Origin of the sequence: Candidatus Avelusimicrobium fimicolum (assembly GCF_021632165.1) — a bacterium.
GTDB lineage: Bacteria > Elusimicrobiota > Elusimicrobia > Elusimicrobiales > Elusimicrobiaceae > Avelusimicrobium > Avelusimicrobium fimicola.
This window is the reverse complement of sequence record NZ_JAJWTS010000002.1, coordinates 75334-98268: the sequence shown is the minus strand read 5'-3', so window position 1 is coordinate 98268 and position 22935 is coordinate 75334. Positions and strand designations below refer to the sequence as shown.

Here is a 22935-nt window from a genome sequence, read left to right as displayed (position 1 = left end):
TACAAGAAGGCCTTATGTTAGAACAAGACAAAAAAGACTTGGAAATTTTTTCCCGCAGTGAAATAACGGAGCATTTTATTTACCGCCGCCTGGCCGAACTGGAAACAGACGGCAACAACCGCTCTGTACTGAAAAAAATAGCCGAAGCCGAGTGGGAACACCACGAACTCATTAAAACCGAAACGGGGGTAAATGCCAAGCCGTCCCGCTTTAAAATTTGGCTTTATGTGTTGCTTGCGCGCGTGCTTGGGCTGACGTTTGCCATTAAATTAATGGAAGCGGCCCCGCATCACGCTTCGGGTGCGTACCGTGCGTTTACCAACTATCCCAAAATCGCTAAACTGGCGGACGAAGGCCCCTCTGTGGAAAACGAACTTATTGCCCTGTTGGACGAGGACCGCTTGAAATATATGAGTTCTGTTATTTTGGGTTTGTCTGATGCACTAGTAGAGTTTACAGGCGCGCTGGCCGGCTTTACCTTGGCGTTGTCCAACGCGAAGTTGATTGCGCTGACGGGTGCGATTACCGGTGTGGCGGCGGCGTTGTCTATGGCGTCTTCCGAGTATTTATCTTCTAAGACCGAAAAATCATCAGGCAAAAAGCCCTTAAAGGCCGCGCTCTACACCGGGGTAGCCTATGTGGTAACGGTAGTAATGCTGATTGCGCCGTTTGCGTGTTTTTCCAATGTGTTTATTGCGCTGGCGCTGATGTTGTTATTGGCCCTTTTGTTAATTGCCGCGTTTATGTTTTACTATGCAGTGGCCCGCGGAGAAAGTTTCAAACACCGCTTTGTGGAAATGGCTTGTTTAAGTTTCGGCGTGGCGGCGGTCAGTTTTTTAATCGGCTATGCTTTAAAAACCTTTACCGGAATAGAAGCCTAATGCCTTATAGGCCTGTGTTAAATTAGTATAATAATAAAGATGACAGATTCCGCCGAAAATGTATTGGAAGTACGCAATTTGCAGTTGGAATTTTCCTCAGACGGAAAAACAGTTCCCGTTCTGCGCGGCCTTTCGTACACTTTGCCCAAAGGGAAAGTTCTTGGCGTGGTGGGGGAGTCGGGCAGCGGAAAAACCGTGCACGCTCTTTCTGTTTTGCAATTATTACCACCGGCAGCGCGCATCAGCGGTGGGGAAATCTTATACAGAGGCAAAAACCTGGCCTCACTATCACGCGGGGAACTGCGCCAAATCCGCGGAAATAAAATTTCTATGATTTTTCAAGACCCTGCCGCCAGTTTAAATCCCGTTTTGACGGTGGGGGAACAACTGACCGAAACCATTTTGGCACACCGCAAAATTTCCAAGAAAGAGGCCCGCTTACAGGCCGCCCGGTTGCTCCAAAAAGTAGGCATTGCCGAGCCGGAAAAACGCCTTGCTGAATATCCGTTCCAGTTTTCAGGCGGAATGTGCCAGCGCGTGATGATTGCAATGGCTCTTGCCTTGTCGCCGGATGTGTTAATCGCCGACGAGCCTACCACCGCATTAGATGTTACGATTCAAGCCCAGATTTTAAAATTAATTAAAGATTTGCAGAAGGAAAGCGGAATGTCCGCCGTATTTATCACGCATAATTTGGCGGTGGTGGCGGGAATTGCCGATGATGTACTTGTTTTGTATGCCGGAGAGTGTATGGAATATGCTCCTGCGGCTGAACTTTTTAAAAATCCGCTTCATCCCTATACGCAGGGATTATTAAAATCCTTGGCGTCCGTACATAATAAAGCGGACATTTTACCTGTTATCAAGGGCCACCCGCCTGTGCCAGGCGAAAAAATAATGGGTTGTCCTTTTGCGCCGCGCTGTCCGCACGCGTTTGAAAAATGCCGCCAAACCTGCCCGCCGCTTTTTAATAAAAACGGCCGCCAAGTACGTTGCTGGCAGTTGGAGGATAAATGACTGCGCCCGTCGTAATAGAACATTTATTTAAAACCTACACGCGCCGCCGTTTTATCGGCAAAAATGTGGAAAAAACCGTTTTGCACGATGTCAGTTTAATGCTGGAAGAAGACCACGTTTTAGGCTTGGTGGGGGAATCTGGCTGTGGGAAAAGTACGCTTTGCAAGACTCTTTTAGGGATAGAAAAGCCAACGGCGGGCACTATTCTTGCCAACGGGAAAGATGTGGTTAAAATTTCCAAGAGTGAATTTAAAAAACTCCGCCGCGTAATGCAGGTGGTCTATCAGGACCCGTATTCCAGTTTGGACCCGCGTATGAACGTGCGCCAACTGTTAAGCGAACCGTTGGATATACACGGATTAAAAAAGGACCGCGCTGAACGGAAGGCCTTTTTAAGCGAACTCTTAAAGGCGGTCGGCCTTTCCGAAAGCCAGTTAGAGCGCTACCCGCACGAGTTTTCCGGCGGACAGCGCCAACGTATCAACATTGCGCGCGCCTTGGCTTTAAACCCTAAAATTTTAGTGGCAGATGAGCCTGTTTCCGCGTTGGATGTGTCGGTTCAGGCGCAAATTTTAAATTTACTGAAAGAAATCAAAAAAACCCGCCGCCTTTCTATGCTCTTTGTAACGCACGATTTTGCTGTGGCGCGCTTCCTGTGCGACGATATTGCCGTAATGTACAAGGGGCGCATTGTGGAAAAAGCCCCGGCGGAGGAGTTGTTTACCAACCCCCAGCACCCGTACACGGAAGCCCTGCTTTCGGCTGTGCCGTCGGCCGAGGTGGTGCAAAAGCCTTTCGTGCCGTTTGAAGAACACCCCGAGCGTGCGGATTGGGCGTGTCCGTTTGCCTCGCGCTGCCGTTATGCTGATAAGAGTTGCCGGCAAGGGGATAACGCTTTAAAGGAAGTTTTGCCGCGCCACGCGTGTGCGTGTAGCGTGTTGCCGTTTAAAGATAAAAAAAGTTCAGCAGCCGTATAGGAGATATTATGACGATTAATCAAAAACGCTTGGTAGAAACCTTTGTAGAACTTGCCAAAATTGACAGTGAATCCTTTTTTGAAAAAGATATCCAAGAAGTGTTGGTTTCAAAATTAAAGGATTTGGGCTGTAAAGTACAGGTGGATAACGCCGGGAAAAAATATAATACCACCGCACAAGGAAATGTGATTGGTTTTTTCCCCGGAACTATTAAAAGCGCTCCCATTGTGCTTAGTTCGCATATGGATACGGTTGTGCCCGGCAAAGGCGTTAAACCCGTGGTGAAGAAAGACAAAATTACCTCGGACGGTACTACTGTTTTGGGTGCGGACGACAAGGCCGGTATTGCTATTATTTTGGAAGTTTTAAAAACCTTGCAGGAGCAAAAGTTGCCCCACCCGCCCGTAGAGGCTGTTTTTACCTTGACGGAAGAAAACGGTATGGCGGGGGCCAAAAATTTAGACGTTAAAAAAATCAAAGGGCGCGAAGGGCTGATTTTGGATAACGAGGAAGTAAATGAACTCTTAGTCCAAGGTCCGGCGGTTAATACGATTGAAGTAGAAATCAAGGGTCTTGGCGCACACGCAGGCGTTTGCCCGGAAAAGGGTATTTCCGCTATTGAAGTAGCCGCCTATGCTTTATCTATTATGAAATTAGGCCGCATTGATAAAGAAACCGTCGCCAACTTTGGCATTATCAAGGGCGGCAGTTTAACCAATGCCGTAACAGAGAATATTTATTTAAAAGGCGAAGCGCGCAGTTTGCAGAATGGAAAACTGGAAAAGCAGACCGCACATATGAAGTCCTGCTTTGAAAAAGCCATCAAACGCTATACCAAAAAAATTAACGGCAAAGTGCATAAACCCGTTTTGACATTTACCGTTACGCCGCGTTATCCGGCGGTCAATGTGCCCAAAACGCACCCAATGGTCAAGGCCATACTGGCAGCAGGTAAAGCCCAGGGCGTAAAAATCCGCCCGTTGGCTTCCGGCGGCGGGTGTGATGCCAATATTTTAAGCGGCAAAGGGTTTATTTTGCCGAACTTGGGCGTGGGTTGCCGCGATTGCCACACGGTAAAGGAAAGTTTGCTCTTAAAGGAATTTTTTGCCGCGTGTGAAATAGCCTTGTCCGCGGTGCTTGCGTACAAAAAATAAAAAGGATACCTTATGTTGAATTACATTTTTCGGCGGCTTTTGTTGTTGCCCCTGGTGGTACTGGGGGTAACGTTTTTGTTGTTCTTTTTAACCCAGCGGTTAAGCCCCGAAATGCGTGCCTCTTTGTATGTGAAGGACCCCCGTCAAATGGGCGCGCTGGAAGAGGTTATCCGCGAATACGGCCTGCGCGATAATGTATTTAAGCAGTACGGACGGTGGCTCAAAAATGTAGCGCACGGCGATTTGGGGTATAGCCCCAGTGCCAATATGCCCGTAGCCAAAGCCATAAAAGAATATCTCCCAGCCACTATACAACTGGCATTTGTTACCATTATTTTTGTGGTGTTTTTTGGCGTGTGGTTCGGGTGCGGTTCGGCCATACACAAGGACGAGTGGAAAGATATAGTCGCGCGGTTGATATCGGTGGGAGGGTTTTCGTTGCCGATATTTGTACTGGGGCTTATTTTATTAATGGTATTTTATGGGCAGTTGGGCTGGTTTGCTCCCGGTGGATATTCCGTCCAGACGGACGTAATTATCCATAGCCCAATGTTTAAAACCTATACAGGCTTTTTACTGGCGGATTCCTTGTTAAACGGCAATTTTCGTGTGTTTTGGGACGTATTATCCCACTTGGTTTTGCCGGCGGTTACGTTATGTATCGGTTCGTTTGCTTTAATGGTGCGGGTAATGCGTTCCAGTATGTTGGAAGAATTAAATAAAGATTATGTCCGTACCGCCCGCGCCAAGGGCCTTACCAAATGGCAAATCGTTTATAAGCACGCCGGAAAAAATGCCATTATCCCAGTGATTACCTTGGCAAGTATCCAGTTTATCCGTCTTCTTGGCGGAACGGTAATTGTGGAAACAATTTTTGATTATCCCGGCATTGGCCGCTTTGGTGTGATTGCCGCGCAACAGTTGGATATTGCGGGTATATTGGGTTTCTCTTTAATGGTAGCGGTGCTGTTTGTGCTGGGAAATTTACTTTCGGATATTTTATATACTGCGGTGGACCCGCGTATCCGCTTGGATTAATATGATTAGTGAGCGCCTTTTAAAACGTATTTATACCAACAAAACCTCTCTTTTGGGTTTGGTAATCGTGGTGTTTTTCCTGCTGGTGGCTTTGTTTGCACCTTGGCTGGCTCCGGTGCAAAATCAAAATAACCCCTACCAACTGCCGCAAAAGAGTTACCAAATTGCGCCGCAGCCGCCGTCTGCACAAAACTGGTTCGGTACTACCGAACAGCAATACGATTTGTATTACGGCGTGGTGTGGGGAACGCGCCTTGCGTTTAAAATTGGGCTGACCGTAACCTTTTTCGCCTTTTTAATAGGGCTTTTTGTGGGCGGAGCCGCGGCCTATTTCGGCGGAAAATTGGACGAAATTTTAATGCGCCTGACGGACGTTGTTTTTGCAGTACCCTCGCTGGTGCTTGCTATGGTAATTGCCGCTATGTTGGGGCCAGATATCAAGCATATGATGATAGCCCTTACGGCTGTCGCGTGGCCGTCTTACGCGCGTCTCGTGCGCGGGGATATATTATCCGTCAAACAGCGCGACTATGTAACCGCCGCCCGAACCTTGGGCGCGCGCGGGCCGAGGGTCCTTTTGCGGCACATTTTACCGAATTCCATTTATCCGTCGGTTGTGGTAGCCAGTCTGGATATCGGCTATGTGGTGCTGACAGCGGCTTCCTTGTCCTTCTTGGGACTTGGTGCCCAACCGGGTACGGCAGATTGGGGGCAGTTAATCGCTATGGCGCGTAATTGGGTGCTCGGCACTCCCGGCCATCCGTTTGCCTATTGGTACACGGTCGTTGCACCGGGCGGAGCCATTTTTTTATTTGTATTGGGTTGGAACCTGTTGGGAGATGCGTTTAGGGATATTTTGGACCCCCGCCAGGCTTAATTTTACTAAAATTTAGAAAAGGGATATTATTATATAAGAGGTGCTTATGATTCGCCGTAAAGATTTATACACTGCTTTGGCTGATAGTGCGTTCCGCTTTCCGGATAAAATAGCATTAGTGGAAGCCGGTACGGGCAAGAAGGTGTCCTACCACGAACTCTTGATGCAGGTGGACCGCGCCGCCGATATGTTTTTTGAACACGGTATCCGCAAAGGCGACCGCGTGGCCGTGGCGCACCGCAACTCTATTAATACGGTAGTAGCCAACTTTGGGCTTTACAAGTTGGGCGCAGTATGTATTCCAATGAACTTTATGGTTACCAAACCGGAGGAAATTGAATATATTTTAAACAATGCGGAAGCCAAGGCGGTCGTAACGCAGGCTGAATTTATCCGCCATTATGTAAAGTGCCTTCCCCAGTTGCCGACTGTTAAATATATTTTCACAACGGATGAAATTCCGTCCTCTGCGGCGGAGTGCCCGATTGTGCAAAAATTCTGGGAGGAAATTGAAAAATCTACCTTCCACGACGAAACCGCTTCCGCCCAAGCCGGCCTAGAAGACTTGGCCTTTATCCTCTACACCTCCGGCACCACGGGGCTGCCCAAAGGGGCTATGCTCACACACGGCAATTTGGCCTCTAACGTTATTTCGTGTGCGCAGATTTTTAAAATTAACGATAACGATTGTTTTTTATGTCTGTTGCCGATGTTTCACTCCTTTGCCTGGACGGCTTGCGTGGTAATTCCGCTGTATCTTAATTTAAAGGTGGTTATTGTAGCCAACGTAATGCCCGCCAGTAAATGGTTGGGGGCTATGGGAACGGAAAAAGTAACCCTGATTTTGGCTGTTCCGCAGATTTATGCGGTGCTTTCCAAAGAAGCCAAGGGTCTAAAACGTCTTTACTTGCGTTTTTGGCCGTTTAAAAACGTGCGCTTTGGCGTGTCCGGTGCGGCCCCGCTGACGCAGGAAATCAAAGACCGGTTTGAAGAAAAAATCGGTGTACCCATATTGGAAGGTTACGGCCTTACCGAAACAAGCCCGGTCGTCAGCGTGAACACGGAGGAATTGCAAAAAATTAAATCCGTAGGCCCGGCTATTCCGGCGGTTAGTACCTTGGTATTAGACGACGACGGCAAAGAAGTACCGCGCAATGCAGAGGGCGAACTGTGCGTAAAGGGGCCTAATGTGTTCCGCGGCTATTGGGGAAACGAAAAAGCCACGCACGATGCGTTCACCGAGGATGGTTGGTTCAAAACCGGTGATATCGTTACGGTAGATGATGACGGGTTTATCTTTATTAAAGACCGCAAGAAAGATATGATTATCATCAAAGGGTTGAAAGTGTTTTCGGCCCAGGTGGAGGCCGTTATTTGCGAACATCCCGCGGTGGAAGAGTGCGCCGTAATCGGTGTGCCGGACGGGCGCGGCGGCGAATTTGTTAAAGTGTATGTCGTCAAAAAAGAGGGGGCGGAACTTTCCGACGGCGAATTTAGAAAATTCTTAAAAACACACTTGGATAACTATAAACGCCCGCGTGATTTTGAATTTGTGGAATCGTTGCCCAAAAATGCTTTGCGCAAGGTGTTAAAACGCGAACTGCGCAAAGATGCCGTAGCCAAATTGGCCGCGCGCGGAGCGGGGGCAAGTGCGGAGGACTCCCTTGCTTGATTTGGCCCGCATTTTAAACGAGGTAATTCCTCAGGCCCATTATGTGGGGGGAATTGTGCGCAGCAGTTTATTAAAACGCCAATCCTCCGACTTGGACATTGCGTTGCCACCCGAAGATGTAAAGCCGGCGGCATTGGAACTGTCGCGCCGGTTAAAGGCCGCCTCGTTTGAAATGGATGCTGAATTTGGTGTGTGGCGTTTGGTAACGCATAAGGATAAAATTCAAATTGATTTGACCGCCTATCAAGGCAAAGATTTAAAGGCGGATCTGTTGCGCCGCGATTTTTCGTTTAATGCGCTGGCATACCCTGTTTCTGCCTTGCCGCAAATAGAAATTACCCCGCATCCGGACGGCACAGCCCGCGTGATTTTAAAGCGTTTGCAACGCAAAAATATTGTAGATGTGGTTGGCGGCTTGCAGGCGGTGGCGGATAAAGTGATTGATGAAAACAATCCGCGCGTATTTAAAGAGGATCCCTTGCGTATGTTGCGCGCGTTCCGCTCTGCCGCGGAGTTGGGTTTTTCTATTTCGCCCCGCACCCTGGCACAAATTAAAAAAGACCGCGCTCTTATCAATCAGCCCGCAGGCGAACGTGTGCGCGAAGAATTGGAGCGTTTGTTTTCTACCTCCAAGGCATATGAAAATTTGCTTTTAATGGACTCGTGCGGACTGCTGACCGCGTTATTCCCGGAGTTGGAAGCCCAGCGTGCCTGTGCCGAAGTTTATTACGGAAAGGGCGGAGTATTGAAACATACGTTAGATGTGTTTAAACGTATGGAATATTTGTTAGACCATTTGCAAAAGGCTTTCCCTAAATACGCCGCCAAACTGGCTCCGATTGCCCGGCATAAAGCGCTTTATAAAATGACGGCTCTGTTGCACGACATCGCAAAGCCCGCCACTGCCAAAAAAGTGGGGGACCGCCTGCGCTTTTTCTATCACGAAGAACGGGGCGCCAAAATGGCCAAAACCGTATTGGAACGGTTGCATTACAGCCGGGCCGATATCCGGCTGATTTGCGCGATGATTGGCGAGCATTTGCGCCCGTCTAATCTGGCCAGTAACGACGTGATAACCGACAAAGGAGCCTATCATTTTTTCCGCGATTTGGGCGAAGCCGGTGTGCCAATGCTGCTATTGTGCTGGGCCGATTATACCAGTTATGTTACGGATGCGCAGTTGCGGCGTATTATGCCCAAAAGCGGAGAACGGTTGATGAGTATTGCCCGCGCCCAGCAAACGGCTAATGTGGGTAAAACCCTGCGGCATATGCAAGTGCTGACGTTACTGCTGCACAAATTTTTTGACCAACCGAAAAAGGTTCAGCCCACGCGGCTGATTACCGGGCGCGACGTAATGGACGCGTTATCCCTGCCGCCAAGCCCCAAAATCGGTGAGATTTTGGAAGCCGTTTCCGTGGCCCAGGTGGAAGGAAAAATAGCAAGCCGCCAAGATGCGCTTGATTTTCTTAAAACATTAGATTTACGGGCGCAACATATTAAATAGTTGTGTATGTTCGCCTAAAATTTGCTAAAATAAAGAAGCGGACTCCGCTATGCGGGCGTGGTTCAATGGTAGAATGGAAGCTTCCCAAGCTTTAGACGAGGGTTCGATTCCCTTCGCCCGCTTTTTAATCAGGAACCATTATGGAAAACGAAAATTTAGATTTGGACATAAAACCTGCCGGAAATAAAGATTTATGGCTGTTTCTGATTATTATAGACATTATCTTTCTGTGCGTTTTCGGTTATTTCGTTTACAAACATTTTTCTGCGCGCGTGTTTGACGCGCCTGCCAATGCTCCGCGTGCCGAACAGGCCGAAGTCGTGCAAACGCCCGAACTCCCCAAAGAGAGCGAACCTGTGTTGGTGGAAGAAAATAAACCGGTAGAGGAAAAAGTCCCTGCGGCGGCTCCGGTGGAAATCCCGGTTACGGCTGTAATTGAGCAAGAAGAAAAGAAGGCCGAACCCGCCAAAGCCGCTCCCGCGCCCGAAACGAAGCAGGAAACAAAAGAAAGCGTAACGGTTAATCCTTCTAAAAGCAGCAAATACCGCCGCGTAACGTTCCGTTGGTATGGCGAGGGGAACAAAGTAGCGATTGTAAGCGGTTTTACAATGGCTAAGCCCCAAGCACTTAAAAAACGCAACGGCTATTGGGAAACCACCCTTTCTATTGCGCCCGGTACTTATAAATTCTTATATGTGGTGGACGGGCAAAATACCTTGGACCCGTACTCCCAAGAAAAAGACGGACGTTCGCTGTTAATCGTCAAATAAAATAAATTTTTAAGAGAAAACCCCGCTCCTTGTGTGCGGGGTTTTTTATTGTGTCGGAATATTCTTTATTTGGTCTGTTATCTAAAACTTTTAGAGATTACGCGTAAAAGAAAAAATAAAGGTCATTTAAGACCGGGATTTCTTTTTGGTGTAAACAGCCTTTAAACTATTCCCCGGCAAAGCGGGGGCTAGATACAATAAAAAGCCCCCGCGCCAGCAAACGCGGGGGGTGAGGTTACGACTAATTGCCCCGGGTTTCGGCACCCAAGGGCAGCAGGATGTTTAGCAACTTACGTTGCGCTTGATAATACTGCGCACAATGCCTTCCACGCGGAAGGCCGTTCTATCGGCTACAATGGGGTTATAGCGCGGGTTTTCCGATTGCAGAATAACATTTTCGCCATCCTGCGTAAACCGTTTTACCATTACTTCCCCGTTGTTCACACATACGACGACATCTTTGTTTTTCGGTTGGTGGTTCTGCTCCACAATCAGCCAGTCGTGCGGGGCGATAAGGTTTTCCATAGAGTCGCCCTTGGCTTCCACCATAAAGCCCTTGCACGCCGGAAAATAAATCATACTAGGGTCCACCGGCACGATGCGCGTAGGTTCGCCGTCCAAAATAGTCCCCTCCGGGCCGCATTTGGCCATACCGTACATTTTTAGATAGATGACGTTACGCTCCGGGTCTTTTAAAATAATATAGTCGCGCGGGTTGGCGGGGTTGCGCTTTAAAAAACCCTTTTTTTCCAACTGTTTAATGTGATGAAAGACCACACTTTTTCCGCTTACGTTTAGGCGGTCAGCCAATTCTTCCATAGTCAGCGGGTCGGAAATATTGCTTTTTAAAATTTCCAAAAGTTCTGTTTGTTTGGGGTGCAGGGCTTTCATAAGCGTTCCTTTTACATATTGTATCGTTCTATATTTTGTTCTATAAAATTTATGGGGAACAAGTCAAGGGGGAATTTCCTATTTACGAAAAAAGAGGTCATCCTGAACTTGTTTCAGGATCTACTTTTTGGGTTTTTGTCGTTGTTGTTTAGTAGTTATCATAAAGGGGTTGTTTTCGTTTTTTTTTTTTTTGTTAAAATGCAGACATTGAGTATCGGCTGTACCCGGATGTGTGCGCTGTATAAAAACGTGTATAAAAGGCCGTTTTGCTCAAATATAAAAAAGTCAAAAAAGGAGGAAGTATGAAGAAAATTATATTTTTTTCTGCCTCTTTGCTGCTATTTACAGCCGCGAGTGCAGAAGAATTACAGTTTGTAACTACAATATCTCCCCCGGTGGGTAGTTTTGCTCACTTGGACGCGGCAGACTCTACTTACGTAACTACTGCGCCGATACTTAACTTTTGTAATACGCGCTCCAGCGCAGGGAAGATAGCCATCAAAGGGGCGGGAGCGTATTTAAAACAAATAGATATCCAAAACGGAACTGCCTTGGGCAGTACAAATACCCCGGAATACCGTTTGGGTGAAAAACTGACTATTGAAAATGACGGAACGATAACGGCCGGGCGCGTAATGGCTAATCAAGTTACCTTTGACGATACTAACTACCACAAAAGTAATGTAACAAATACGCTTTACGGAAATGATGTAGCCGTAATGGGCGGAAAAACGGACAATATGGAAATTAGTTCCACGGCTAAAATAAACAAAAGTGCGCAAAAGACAGAGAATTTGGGAGTGGAACTGTGGTGGGATAACCAATACAAAAACGATTATGATGCTTCCGGCAACAAGAAAACCAACGGCAAAACTTACACCTCGTTTTTGCTGAAAAGCAAAGGAAGTGTTGACGACTGCACGCCTTACCGCTCTGAATATGAAAAAATTACAGAAGAAGAAGCCATGTACTTGGAGGACCAAGGAAACCTTTGTTTCGACTACTACGCCAAACTTCAAAAATATACTTGTCCGACTAATTTGACCGAGAAAAAGGAATGTATAGATATTTATAAAGCTCATAGGGACGGTTCTTCCTATGTAGGCATATATACGAACAGGGTGCCAGAAACGAAATTTAAAGATGACTATGGAACTGAAATTGATTATAAAAGACAGCCAAGCAGCAGTCGTCCTACTTCTCCAAATGTTATGGAACGTTATTTGCCAAAAGGCATTGGCGGACAGGCCTTTAAAGGATATATGGAATACAGGGATTCATATTTCTGGGAGGAGCATCCAAAGGGTGTAGTCATGGACTGGGAGGGTATAGGCGGTAACCTGCCTTATGCAGCAGGTGTTAGACATGATGAGTTTAGGAAAATTTGTAAAGAACGGGCTCCGCTTGAAAGAGAAGAGGGCTACTATCTGATGTATTCGGGTGGTCTTTTTCGTGTGAAAGCACCGGATGGGACCCCGACTAACTATTGGTATGTTATTACTGCCGGGCTGTGTGAGGTCGCAAAATCCGATCAATTTTACACGGGAAATGTTACCTGTTGCCCACAGTAAGGCTATATTGGGGAATAAAGTAAAAACCTCCGCTTTTGCGGAGGTTTTTTACGGTAGTTTTACAACTTTTTGATAAACCTGTCAAAGGCATCCTGCCCCTCGGGCGTGCGCTTAAAAACCCCTGCATATTCCAGTCCTTTGGCAAACACTTTGCCCACTTCGCTGCGCAAAATGGTTTGCGTGTTTTGCGGGGTAAAGGTATATCTTTTAAGCAGTTCTTCGGCCCACTCGGCGTGCTTATTTAGCGTGTCGCTCTTTTTTATGGACGTTAAATCCCGCTTGATGAGTAAGGGGGCCAAGTCTGCCAGTTCCTTGCCTAACCGTGCCGGCAAAACAGCCAGGCCCATTACCTCAATCAGCCCGATATTTTCCCTTTTGATGTGGTGCACCTCTTGGTGCGGGTGAAAAATGCCGAACGGACACTCCGGCGAGGTGCGGTTATTACGCAGAACAAGGTCTATTTCAAACGCTTTTCCGCGCCGCCGGGCTATCGGTGTAATGGTGTTGTGGGGCGTGGTGTTTGTATGCGCCAAAATAGAGGCTTTTTCGTCGCTGTAAGCGCGCCATTTTTTAAGGATGTATCCGCTTGCTTCTATTAAATCTTTCTTCGTTCCGTTCAGGCGGATAACGCTCATCGGCCATTTGACGATGCCTGCTTTCACGCGCGGAAATTTCTTCATTTTAAAGGTCCTGTCCACGGGGGCCTTTTCCATAGCAAAGGTATATCGCCCGCCCTGAAAGTGGTCGTGCGTTAAAATAGACCCGCCGACGATAGGCAAATCCGCATTGGAACCGATAAAATAATGGGGTAAAAATTCCACAAAATTAAGGAGTCGCGCAAAGGTGGTTTGGGAAATCTTCATCGGTTCGTGATGCGCGGAAAGAAAAATACAATGCTCGTTATAATAAACATACGGGGAGTATTGCAGATACCACGGGTTCCCGTCCTTTAACACATCTAGCGCAATTAAGCGCAGGTTTTGGCGTGCCGGGTGATTAATTCTGCCGGAGTAGCCCTCGTTTTCCTTGCACAGCAGGCATAGCGGATAGGCGGAAGGTTTGGCTTGTAAAGCGGCGGCAATGTCTTGGGGGCTCTTTTCGGGCTTGGACATATTGATAGTGATGTCCAGCGTGCCGTACGGGGTGCGCGTTTTCCAAACTTGGTTTTTAGCCACGCGGTTGGTGCGGATATAGTCCAAAGCCCGGGCGTCGTGATAAAACTTATCGGTGGCGGATTTGGGGCTTTTTTTGTGCAGTTTAAAAAACTCGTCCGTAACTGCCGAGGGTAAACCGGCAAAAACACCCATTAGTTTCGTATCAAACAAATCGCGCATCGTAACCGTATCGGGCGAAATAAGGCCGTTTTTGGCGGCCCAGTTGCAGATGTTGTTTAAAATTTCGCACGGAAATTTGGGAGTTTTGCCCTTAAAGCCGCTGGGAATGTATTCGTCCAGGTGCAGGAGCGATAACAATTGGTTTACCGCCCACGCACGGTCGCGCGGCGCGAGCAGTTTTTCGTTGATTGCGTAGGTAATTAATTGGTCAATCAGTAAATTGATATCCATAGATATAAAAACTCCTAATATTTGCGGTGCTGTTCCCAGTTCCAAGCGGTTTCAATAATGCGGGTTAAGTTATACTGTGGTTTCCAGCCCAGTATGCGTTCGGCCTTGGCACTGTCCGCCACCAAAACGGCAGGGTCTCCGTCGCGGCGGGGGGCCTTTTCTACCGTAAAATCTATGCCCGTAATGCGTTTCGCCTCTTTGACGATTTCAGCCACGGAAAATCCGTTTCCGCTTCCCAGGTTAAAGCGTTCGCTGACGTTATCTTTGAACATTTTTTCAAGTGCTAAAATATGGGCGCGGGCCAAATCGTTCACGTGCACATAATCACGCACACAGGTACCGTCCGGCGTTGGGTAGTCCGTACCGAACATTTTAATAGAAGCGCGTTTGCCTGCGGCGGCTTGCAACACAATGGGGATTAAGTGCGTTTCGGGATTGTGTGATTCGCCGATTTCGCCCGAATCATCAGCACCGCTTGCGTTAAAATAGCGCAAGGCGGTAGCCTTTAAGCCGTAGGCGGTGTCAAAGTCCGCGAGTATTTTTTCCACCATTAATTTGGTGTTGCCATAGGGATTAATGGGGTTTTGCGGGTGAGATTCGTCAATTTTGGGGCGGATAGGCTCGCCAAAGGTGGCCGCCGTGGAGGAAAACACAAAGTATTTGATATCGTTTCCCACCAACGCGTCCAGCAAATCCAGCACCTTGGCTACGTTGTTGTGGTAATATTTGGAAGGCTCCTTGACGCTCTCTCCCACTTCGGCAAATGCGGCAAAGTGCATTACCGCCTCTATACCGTATTTTTTAAATACTTCGGTTAATCGGGCTTTATCGCCCAAGTCGCCCAGTTCAAAGGGATAGTTGGCTACGGCTTCTCTGTGCCCTTTGGAAAGATTATCAAATACGACAGGATTATATCCCTGTTTGGCGAGCATCCGCACCATATGGGAGCCAATGTAGCCTGCCCCGCCGATTACTAAAATATTTTTCATAAATTGTCCTCCAATCAAATAGGTATAGCCGAGGTGCTTTTTTGTCGGCGTAAAATTTTAATACATCTTTTCTTCTTGCCGCGCCGGACCGCCGACGGAAGCAATATAAAAATCTGCTTGGAGCCCTGTTTTTTCGCGGTAGATTTTGCCCACGTTATCAATAAAATGTTTTACGTCGGCATCTTGCACCAGTGCAATTGCGCAGCCGCCAAAGCCTGCACCGGTCATTCTTGCGCCCAATACGCCCGGCTGCTGCCAAGCGGCTTCGGCCAAGGTGTCCAGTTCTTTTCCGGTTACTTCGTAATCGTCGCGCAAGGAAATGTGGGATTCGTTCATCAGTTTTCCAAAGGTTTTTAAATCGCCCGCCTTTAAGCGTTCCACGGCCTGCAAGGTCCGTTGGTTTTCGTACACGGCGTGTTTGGCGCGTTTCCTGTCGGTCGGGTTTGTGATTAACTCCTTGTTTTTTTCAAACTCGTCTATGGATAAGTCGCCCAACGATTTAATTGGCAGTTTGCGTTGCAGTTCCTTTAAGGCGCGTTCGCACTCGCTGCGGCGTTCGTTATATTTGGAATCGGCCAATTCGCGGCGTTTATTGGTGTTCATAATTACGATAGACACGCCCTTTAAATCCAGCGGGGCATATTCGTAATTTAGCGTATTGCAATCCAAAAGCACCGCGCAGCCCTCTTTGCCCATACCGATAGCAAACTGGTCCATAATGCCGCAGTTCATTCCTACAAATTTATTTTCGGCCTCTTGGCAAAATTTCACCAGTTCCACTTGCGGGATATAGAGGTTAAAAACCTTGTTCATCGCTACGGCGGTAGCCAATTCTATGGACGCGGAGGACGACAATCCCGCTCCGTTGGGGATATCTCCCCAGAACATTAGTTCAAAACCTTGGTTAATATTATAGCCGTGGTTTTGCAAGGTTTTGATGACTCCCAGCGGGTAATTGGCCCAATCTTGTTTTTTATCGTATGAAATGGCGGATAAATCAGCATCTATAATGCCCTTTTCGGGAAAATTTAACGAATAAAGACGTATCTTTTTATCGTCGCGTTTGCAGAATACACAATGTGTACCGAACGAGAGCGCGCACGGAAAAACGTGTCCGCCGTTGTAGTCGGTATGTTCGCCGATTAAATTTACGCGCCCCGGAGCAAAAAAGTATAGTTTTTCCTTCTTAAAAACTTCGTTAAATTTACTTCTTAAAGCCAGTTGGTTCATATTTATCCCCTTGGCGCATAAGCGCCTGTTTTAAAGCACAGTCATTTTTAATTTCCAAACAAATTTGTCTTTGGGTTCTATTACCGCAGTACGGCGAAGTTTGTTGGCGACGTACAAATCGTCAAACTCGCCCGTGCAGGGTTCCAAGGCGATATTATAGTCTCCGCGGTAGCCTCCTTGGGTTTTCCATACGCCCAAATAAGGTATTTTTTTGCCGTCGTAATCGTAGCGGAGTTTTTCGCCGGTGTCGGTGTGTTCAATGGCGCACCAGCCGGCCAAGTTAAGGGAGGTAAAATAAAACTTTTCGCAGTTGCACGCGCTCGCCGGTTCGGTGGCGGCGAGGTCAATCGTTTTCCCGTGTATATCAGTAGTAATCGGGTAAGAATGGCGCGAACCCCAAACGCCTAAGTGCTGGGTGGAGTGTTCCACCGTCATAACTTGGGTTAAATTTTCCGGTACGATAATGCGCGTGGCAGGGGAACAGGCCAGCAGACAATGCGGTGTCCAAATAAATTTAAATTCCTCGCACGAGGTATTTTCCACCTCATATTCAAAGGTAATTTCGTTGTTGTTTAACGTGGTCCGGCGGGAAAAAATATACGGGAAAATTTTGCTCTCTGTGAACGCTTTTACCGATTTCCCGTCCGGCGAGGCTATGCCCTCCCAGGGAAGGGTCCACAGTTCGCCGTGGTCCGGCACGGGTAAGCCTTTATAGGGGCCGTCCGGGTACGGACAGGCATCAATAGAGGGGAACACTTCGTCAAAGCCGCTGGAATCATACGCGGAGAACGGCGCGCCGTATTCCGGTATGCGCAGGGTATTTTCCGGGGATTGGAACAACCACTCCCGCCCTGTTTTCTTGCTGAGTAAACTGGCTAATTTAAACCCGTACCCGGGCAGAAAAGTCAGGCGCAGTATTTCATTTTCCAGCACAAGGGCAGAAAGCCCTTTATAGACGGCTTCGGTCATAAGGTTCCCCCAGTGTGTAAAGCGGAATTATTTTTCCGTAAATTTATCAAACGGATAAGGCATAATTTCGCGCAGTTGCTTTTTGTAGGCAACGCGTTTGGTTCCGTTTAATACGGCAATATATATCGGCGTATCGGGCGCCATAAATTCGCTCATTACCTGACGGCACGCGCCGCAAGGCGAGTTAAACGTCAGCCCGGGCAATTTTTGCGTAATGAGCGCTAGCGCGCGGAAACGGCGTTTGCCCGCGCCGACAGCCGCGAATATCGCGTTGCGTTCGGCACATACAGTCAGCCCGTAGGAAGCGTTTTCAATATTGGTGCCTGCGAAGATATGATTATCCTCCGTAAGCACGGCCGCCCCTACTTTAAATTTAGAGTAGGGCGAGTAGGAATTTTCCCGCGCGTTCTGCGCGGCGTCTAACAGATTTTTTTCTTCGTCTTTGCTCAGCGGTATTCTCATACTCTTATTCTATAATAAAGTAACAAAAAGTCAACCCTTTTTTTGTACGCGCGTACGGCGCTTTGTTATAATAAGAGTATGAAAAAAGCATTTTTTATTTGTTTACTGGCGGGGGCGGCTTATTGGTTTTTTATGACACCGGAAACGAAAATCAAAAATTTGCATAACCCCGGGCTGACGGTGGTGGCATTTGGCGACAGTTTGACGGCAGGATACGGCGCGGGTAGGGATAATGCCTATCCTAGCGTGCTTGCTAAAAAAATTAGCCGCCCGGTGGTAAATTTGGGCCTCTCTGGCGATACGGGCGCGGCGGCGCCGGTGCGCCTGGACAAAGTGATGGAACAAAACCCGTATATGGTGTTAATTGAGTTCGGCGGAAATGATTTTATGCGCGGGGTAGGTTTGGAGGAAACGGAAAAATCTATCCGTCAAATTGTTGCCGCGGTGCAACAGTACGGAGCCATTGCCGTGATTGTGGATACGGGGGGATATTCCCAAATGGCGCGCTACACCAAACTGTATAAACAAATTGCACGCGAAACCGGCGCTGTGTTTGTGCCGGGTATTTTAGATGGCATTTTTCACCAAAATAAATATAAAGCGGACCAAATACATCCCAATACCGCCGGGTATGAAATCGTTGCTGAGCGGGTGTACAAGGGTATTAAACCGTATTTATGATTAAATAAACGGATTATAGGCCCATTGGAGAAGGGCTTGCCGCTGTCTTGGACGGCAAGACAGGTCTGCCGGGAGACAATTTTTTTCTACTTGCGCTAAATGCCGTTTAAAACTTTTCCAACGGGTTATTTGAAGTTCGTCCAGACCGGAGATTCTCCTTCCCAACCAATAGCGGCAATACCATTGAAACCAGCCTCGCGGGTCAGGCGGAAAAATCCAGCCGCGTTGTATCCAATCGCTTCTGTTCAGGCGGGATTTTACTCCAAAACAATTTAGCGTAATATCGGGGCGGTTTGGGTTTAATTTTGCCTTTTTAAACCACTCTGCCGGAAATTCCTCCGTACAGTCTGTTAAGTAATGCCCTTCAAAAACGCCCATTTCCAACATTTGCCCAGGCGTAAGTTGCGGGGAAAAGGCTAAGTCTGTTCCCGGCGGTTTTTGCAGCACATAGGAATAATGAGTTTGCATTTTATCGTGTACCGTAATTTTATGACCGGGTACATATAGGGAAAGGTTTTTTTGCATAAGCGGCTCCTGATTTTAGAATAATAAAAAGCACGCTTTTGGGCAGAGGAAAAAAAGGGTTAAAAAACCCCGGAAATACCGGGGCATTTAATTTACTTTTTGATGATTTTTAGGGGTTCCAGTACGCGGTCGTATCCTTCGGCTGCGACAATGCGTCCTTTGAAGATGCTCCCGGGCATAACGGGTTTTGTAAAGGTTACCCGTCCGTCAATATCCGGCGCATCTTTATAAGTGCGCCCAAAATCAGCGCCGTCCGCAACGGCTTCCAATTCGGAGCCTATCAGGTTTTTGTTGATTTTATCAATTACGCGGCTTTGCACTTCTTCCAATTCCCGCGCCCGGCGGTGCTTTATACTGGCGGGAATTTGTTTCATCTCGTAGGCCGCTGTACCCTTTTCGCGGAAATATTCAAATACACCCATATTGTCAAACTCATATTCGCGGACAAAATCTTTTAATTCTTCAAAATCTTGCTCCGTTTCTTCCGGAAAACCTACAATAAAGTTTGTGCGCAGGGATACGTCAGGGATTTCCTTTTTAAGCATATCCAGCGTGGCACGCACTTTTTTCCCGTCGCATTGGCGTTTCATATTTTTTAGCACCGGGTCCGCAATATGCTGCAACGGAATATCTACATAATGGAAAATCTTTTCTTCTCCGGCAATTAATTGCGCCAGTTCCCGCGTAACCATATTGGGATATGCGTACATAATACGCAAACGGCCCAGCCCGCGGATTTTTAACAACTTTTTAAGCAGTTCCGTCAGTTGCGGCTTTTTATACAAATCAATTCCGTATGAGGTAGTGTCTTGTGCAATCAGCGAAATTTCCTTCACGCCGTTTTGGGTCATCAGGCGTGCTTCCTGCACGACTTGTTCCATAGGTTTTGAACGGTACGCCCCACGGATAAAAGGAATAGTGCAATAAGCGCAGCGGTAGTTGCACCCGTCGGCAATTTTTAAATAAGCGGTGTGCGTGGCCGTTAGGCTCATTTTGTATTCGGGAATATACAAGGCATTTGCCAAAGATTCTAAAAACAGGCCGTTTTGACCAATAATATCCTCTACGTGTTCCTGCGCGGCAATAGAAAACACTAAATCGGCTTCCGGAAAGTCTTTTGCCATTTTTTCTTTGTAGCGGTCCACCATACAGCCGGTAACGGCTACACGTTTGATTTTGCCCTCTTTTTTCAGTTCCAGCGCACGGCGTATTTCGGACGTGCCTTCTTTGACGGCGGAGGAAATAAATCCGCAGGTGTTAATAATAACGGTGTCGGCTTCTTCTGGCGAGAAGACGAGTTCGTGCCCGTTGGCTAAAAGCCGGGCGGAAAATTCTTCACTATTGGTTAAGTTTTTGGGGCAACCCAAACTGATAAGATAAAATTTCATACTTATATTTTACTAAATTGGCCCTCGGCTAAACGGCCACGTCCTCTTTTTCGGCGGGCTTGTCGTTGTCATCATCGTCATCATTTCCTAAAAGGGCCATACCAAACGTTACTACACCGATACGGCCGATAAGCATTGTGCCGATAATAATCAGTTTGCCCAACCATGAAAGTTGTGCCGTAGCCCCCGTGGATAAACCCGAGGTGCTAAGTGCGGCGGAGGCTTCAAATACTAAATCTAAAAATGGCAATTTTTCTGTCCAGGTTAAAAGGAAAATACTGCCAAACAGCATTAAGGCATAGAGTAAAAAAGTAGAGGTGGCGGCATACATCCGCACCAAGGGCAAGCGGCGGCCCATCATTTCCACACGGTCGTGCAGACGCAACCGGTTATACATAATTGCCATTACGCTCACGAAAGCCGTTGTTTTGATACCGCCTGCGGTGCCGGAGGGGGAACCGCCGATGCTCATAAGTAAAATTAAAATAAGTAATGAACACGAGGATAAAATACCAATGTTTACCGTATTGAACCCGGCGGTGGTCATTGCGGCAACAGATTGGAAAAAAGATTCCCAAACGGAAAGCCCCGGCGTGGTTACAAACAGTGTAAATGTACCGAATGCCACCATTACTACGGTGGAAAGGCAAATCAGTTTGGTGGTAAAAGAAATTTCTTTGGTGCGGCGGCAGATAAAGTTGAACAGGTCTGTTACTACGATAAAACCCATCGCCCCCGCTAACATCAGGCACGACATTACCAAGTTAATGGTTTTACTGTCGGCAAAAGTTTCCAAACTGTTATTCCAAAGAGAAAAACCCGCCGTACAAAAAGCGGAAACGCTGTGGAAAACGCTGTACCAGGCAGCCTGCCAAATAGTATAGTCGTGGTGGCGGAAATAGTTGAACAAAAAAACGGTTCCGATACTTTCCGCAATAACAGTAAACGCGAGTGCCGCCCACAAAAAGTCGGAAAGTTTTAAGGTATTTGGCAAGGCTACTTCGGCAGACAGGGCATCTTGTTGGCTTTTGCGCAGACGGTGCTTTTGTGAAAAGGACAAATACACAAACGAAGCGAACGTCATATACCCCACGCCGCCTACTTGAATAAGAACTAAGACTACTAATTTGCCTAAAAAGGTATAAGAGTCGGCAAAGTTTACACTGTTAAGCCCGGTCGTGGAAACAGCGGATGCAGCGGTAAAGAGATTATCCAAAAAAGAAACGTGTACCGTGTTCATAAACGGCAAAGAAAGGACAATCCACCCGATAAGCGTGTAGGATAAGACCGTTTGGGCGATGTTTTGGTGCGGAGTGAGGCGCACAAGAAACAACGAATATTTTTTGAGCGTAATTTTGGTAAATTCTTTTACTTCGGCATATACCTGATGCCAGTTAATTTTTCCCATAAAATTATTATAGTAAATCCCTGCGGGTGGCTGCTCAAAGTGCTGGGTAGTGATTGGTGGAACCATACACTATTTGTAAAGTTTCTGGCAAATGAAAAGGTAGCACCAGCCGTCATCCCCGAGTGTCTGCCGGCGCGGAGCGTTCGTGGATCTGTCGTGTTGTAAGCAAAGAACAATAAAAACAGATTCCCGACTACGAACTTCGGGAATGACAACTAAAAGGAAAAAGTCGTTACAGACCGTTAGAATAAAAAACACCCCGGATTGTAACACCCGGGGTAGTAAAACCTTGTCCGTAAAGACTATTTGGTGGGAACGCCGCCCGTTAAATCTTTGATAGCGGCTACCGCACCCAACACATTGGAGGCTTCGTAAGGCATATAGACGATTTTATTGTCTTTGCCGTCGGTCATTTTGGTTAAGGCTTCAATGTATTTGAGCGAAATCATATAACTGGCCGGGTTGGAAGATTGTGCCACGGTGGCGGCTACAATTTTGACGGATTCGGCTTCCGCCTGGGCCACTTTGATTTTGGCCTCCGCCACACCTTCTGCCTGTAAAATAGCAGATTGTTTCATACCTTCGGCTTTTTTAATTTCGCTTTCGCGTACGGCTTCGGCCTTTAAAATTTGGGCCGTTTTGGTACCTTCGGCTTCCGTTACCATTGCACGGCGGTCGCGTTCGGCTTTCATTTGTTTTTCCATAGCCTCACGGATAGCGGCGGGGGGGATAATGTCCTGCAATTCTACGCGGTTGACTTTTACACCCCATTTGTTGGACGCATCATCCAAAATTACCTGTAATTTGCTGTTGATAATTTCGCGCGAAGTAAGCGTTTGGTCCAGGTCCATTTCGCCAATGATATTTCTTAACGTAGTTTGGGTTAATTTCTCAATGGCGGTCGGCAAAGATTCCACTTTGTAAGCGGCTTTAATCGGGTCTGTGATTTGGAAATACAGCAAAGCGTTAATTTCAATACCCACGTTATCTTTGGTAATTACGCTCTGGCGCGGAAAGTCATACACTGTTTCGCGCATATCAATCGTGTCGCGCATTTCCATAAACGGTACGGAACGCGTGCGGCCCGTGGAATCCAAATATTCGCGGCTGTTGCGCCACTCCATTAAGTGCGGCTTATCCATAATCGGGATAATCCAGTTGATGCCCGGGTTTAACGTTTCCAAATATTTCCCGAAACGCTCAATAATAATCACCTGCGCCTGGCGCACAATTACAATGCCCTTGGCGATGATGACGATGACAAAGAAGATAAAGGCAGCCAAAAACACTAGCCCGAAGTTCCCTGCTGTTTCTATCATAGAATAACTCCTTTTTTTATTTTACGCCCGTGGGCGTTCCTGCC

At 47.4% G+C, this 22935-nt stretch carries 22 protein-coding genes and 1 tRNA gene; 13 read left to right on the top strand and 10 right to left on the bottom strand.

Going from position 1 to position 22935, the window contains the following annotated elements:
• Nucleotides 1–14 precede the first annotated feature (14 nt).
• From ACQY2K_RS01785 to ACQY2K_RS01740, 10 genes are all read left to right on the top strand, one after another.
• Nucleotides 15–881, top strand: a complete 867-nt coding sequence (locus ACQY2K_RS01785) for a VIT1/CCC1 transporter family protein (protein ID WP_428040517.1) — start codon at nt 15–17, stop codon at nt 879–881.
• A 39-nt stretch (nt 882–920) separates the two neighbouring features.
• Nucleotides 921–1898, top strand: coding sequence for an ABC transporter ATP-binding protein (locus tag ACQY2K_RS01780; RefSeq protein ID WP_428040516.1), 978 nt, complete (start codon nt 921–923; stop codon nt 1896–1898).
• Nucleotides 1895–2875, top strand: coding sequence for an oligopeptide/dipeptide ABC transporter ATP-binding protein (locus tag ACQY2K_RS01775; protein WP_428040515.1), 981 nt, complete (start codon nt 1895–1897; stop codon nt 2873–2875). Before ACQY2K_RS01780 ends, ACQY2K_RS01775 begins: the two co-directional genes overlap by 4 nt.
• Nucleotides 2876–2883: 8 nt before the next feature.
• Complete coding sequence (locus tag ACQY2K_RS01770; RefSeq protein WP_428040514.1) at nt 2884–4029, top strand: M20/M25/M40 family metallo-hydrolase; 1146 nt, start codon at nt 2884–2886, stop codon at nt 4027–4029.
• A gap of 12 nt (nt 4030–4041) precedes the next feature.
• Nucleotides 4042–5067: an ABC transporter permease gene (locus ACQY2K_RS01765; protein ID WP_428040513.1), complete on the top strand. Its 1026-nt coding sequence runs from the start codon at nt 4042–4044 to the stop codon at nt 5065–5067.
• 1 nt (nt 5068) lies between these two features.
• Entirely contained in the window at nt 5069–5944 is an 876-nt protein-coding gene (locus ACQY2K_RS01760; RefSeq protein ID WP_177748841.1) for an ABC transporter permease subunit, read from the top strand.
• Between the two features lie 46 nt (nt 5945–5990).
• Complete coding sequence (locus tag ACQY2K_RS01755; RefSeq protein WP_428040512.1) at nt 5991–7616, top strand: class I adenylate-forming enzyme family protein; 1626 nt, start codon at nt 5991–5993, stop codon at nt 7614–7616.
• The gene (locus ACQY2K_RS01750; RefSeq protein ID WP_428040511.1) at nt 7594–9123 is read left to right on the top strand and encodes an HD domain-containing protein; all 1530 of its coding nucleotides are present in this window, start codon (nt 7594–7596) and stop codon (nt 9121–9123) included. Before ACQY2K_RS01755 ends, ACQY2K_RS01750 begins: the two co-directional genes overlap by 23 nt.
• 51 nt (nt 9124–9174) lie before the next feature.
• Nucleotides 9175–9245: transfer RNA gene (locus ACQY2K_RS01745), tRNA-Gly, on the top strand.
• A gap of 18 nt (nt 9246–9263) precedes the next feature.
• Nucleotides 9264–9893 carry a hypothetical protein gene (locus ACQY2K_RS01740; protein ID WP_428038094.1) on the top strand — a complete coding sequence of 210 codons (630 nt, stop codon included), beginning with the start codon at nt 9264–9266 and terminating at the stop codon, nt 9891–9893.
• Between the two features lie 282 nt (nt 9894–10175).
• On the opposite strand, the gene ACQY2K_RS01735 is transcribed toward ACQY2K_RS01740, so the two are convergent.
• A complete protein-coding gene (locus ACQY2K_RS01735) occupies nt 10176–10784 on the bottom strand; it encodes a LexA family protein (RefSeq protein WP_428040510.1) in 609 nt (202 codons plus the stop codon).
• 302 nt (nt 10785–11086) lie between these two features.
• On the opposite strand from ACQY2K_RS01735, the gene ACQY2K_RS01730 reads away from it, so the two are divergent.
• Nucleotides 11087–12355 (top strand): hypothetical protein, encoded by a 1269-nt coding sequence (locus tag ACQY2K_RS01730; RefSeq protein ID WP_428040509.1) that lies wholly within the window; start codon nt 11087–11089, stop codon nt 12353–12355.
• Nucleotides 12356–12414: 59 nt separating this feature from the next.
• Here ACQY2K_RS01730 and ACQY2K_RS01725 read toward each other — a convergent pair whose 3' ends face one another.
• Genes ACQY2K_RS01725 through cdd form a run of 5 tightly spaced genes read right to left on the bottom strand, consistent with a single transcriptional unit; the run spans nt 12415 to nt 17570 of the window.
• The gene (locus tag ACQY2K_RS01725; RefSeq protein ID WP_428040508.1) at nt 12415–13920 is read right to left on the bottom strand and encodes a UDP-glucose--hexose-1-phosphate uridylyltransferase; all 1506 of its coding nucleotides are present in this window, start codon (nt 13918–13920) and stop codon (nt 12415–12417) included.
• A gap of 14 nt (nt 13921–13934) precedes the next feature.
• Nucleotides 13935–14909 (bottom strand): UDP-glucose 4-epimerase GalE, encoded by a 975-nt coding sequence (gene galE / locus ACQY2K_RS01720; RefSeq protein WP_428040507.1) that lies wholly within the window; start codon nt 14907–14909, stop codon nt 13935–13937.
• A gap of 57 nt (nt 14910–14966) precedes the next feature.
• Nucleotides 14967–16139 carry a galactokinase gene (locus tag ACQY2K_RS01715; RefSeq protein WP_428040506.1) on the bottom strand — a complete coding sequence of 391 codons (1173 nt, stop codon included), beginning with the start codon at nt 16137–16139 and terminating at the stop codon, nt 14967–14969.
• 30 nt (nt 16140–16169) lie between these two features.
• Complete coding sequence (locus tag ACQY2K_RS01710; protein WP_428040505.1) at nt 16170–17108, bottom strand: DUF5107 domain-containing protein; 939 nt, start codon at nt 17106–17108, stop codon at nt 16170–16172.
• 27 nt (nt 17109–17135) lie between these two features.
• Nucleotides 17136–17570 carry a cytidine deaminase gene (gene cdd / locus ACQY2K_RS01705; protein ID WP_177748862.1) on the bottom strand — a complete coding sequence of 145 codons (435 nt, stop codon included), beginning with the start codon at nt 17568–17570 and terminating at the stop codon, nt 17136–17138.
• A gap of 78 nt (nt 17571–17648) precedes the next feature.
• Between cdd and ACQY2K_RS01700 the strand changes: the two genes are divergently transcribed.
• Nucleotides 17649–18251: a GDSL-type esterase/lipase family protein gene (locus tag ACQY2K_RS01700; RefSeq protein ID WP_428040504.1), complete on the top strand. Its 603-nt coding sequence runs from the start codon at nt 17649–17651 to the stop codon at nt 18249–18251.
• On the opposite strand, the gene ACQY2K_RS01695 is transcribed toward ACQY2K_RS01700, so the two are convergent.
• The 3 genes from ACQY2K_RS01695 to ACQY2K_RS01685 all read right to left on the bottom strand — a co-directional run bounded on the left by ACQY2K_RS01695 (nt 18252) and on the right by ACQY2K_RS01685 (nt 21572).
• Nucleotides 18252–18776 (bottom strand): hypothetical protein, encoded by a 525-nt coding sequence (locus ACQY2K_RS01695; protein ID WP_428040503.1) that lies wholly within the window; start codon nt 18774–18776, stop codon nt 18252–18254.
• A gap of 92 nt (nt 18777–18868) precedes the next feature.
• Nucleotides 18869–20164 (bottom strand): 30S ribosomal protein S12 methylthiotransferase RimO, encoded by a 1296-nt coding sequence (gene rimO, locus ACQY2K_RS01690; RefSeq protein WP_428040502.1) that lies wholly within the window; start codon nt 20162–20164, stop codon nt 18869–18871.
• A 28-nt stretch (nt 20165–20192) separates the two neighbouring features.
• Nucleotides 20193–21572 (bottom strand): TrkH family potassium uptake protein, encoded by a 1380-nt coding sequence (locus tag ACQY2K_RS01685; RefSeq protein WP_428040501.1) that lies wholly within the window; start codon nt 21570–21572, stop codon nt 20193–20195.
• Between ACQY2K_RS01685 and ACQY2K_RS01680 the strand changes: the two genes are divergently transcribed.
• A complete protein-coding gene (locus ACQY2K_RS01680) occupies nt 21552–21737 on the top strand; it encodes a hypothetical protein (RefSeq protein WP_428040500.1) in 186 nt (61 codons plus the stop codon). The two genes, ACQY2K_RS01685 and ACQY2K_RS01680, sit on opposite strands and share 21 nt — an antisense overlap.
• A 137-nt stretch (nt 21738–21874) precedes the next feature.
• On the opposite strand, the gene ACQY2K_RS01675 is transcribed toward ACQY2K_RS01680, so the two are convergent.
• On the bottom strand, nt 21875–22891 hold the full coding sequence (locus tag ACQY2K_RS01675) for an SPFH domain-containing protein (RefSeq protein WP_177748873.1): 1017 nt from the start codon (nt 22889–22891) through the stop codon (nt 21875–21877).
• Nucleotides 22892–22935 lie beyond the last annotated feature (44 nt).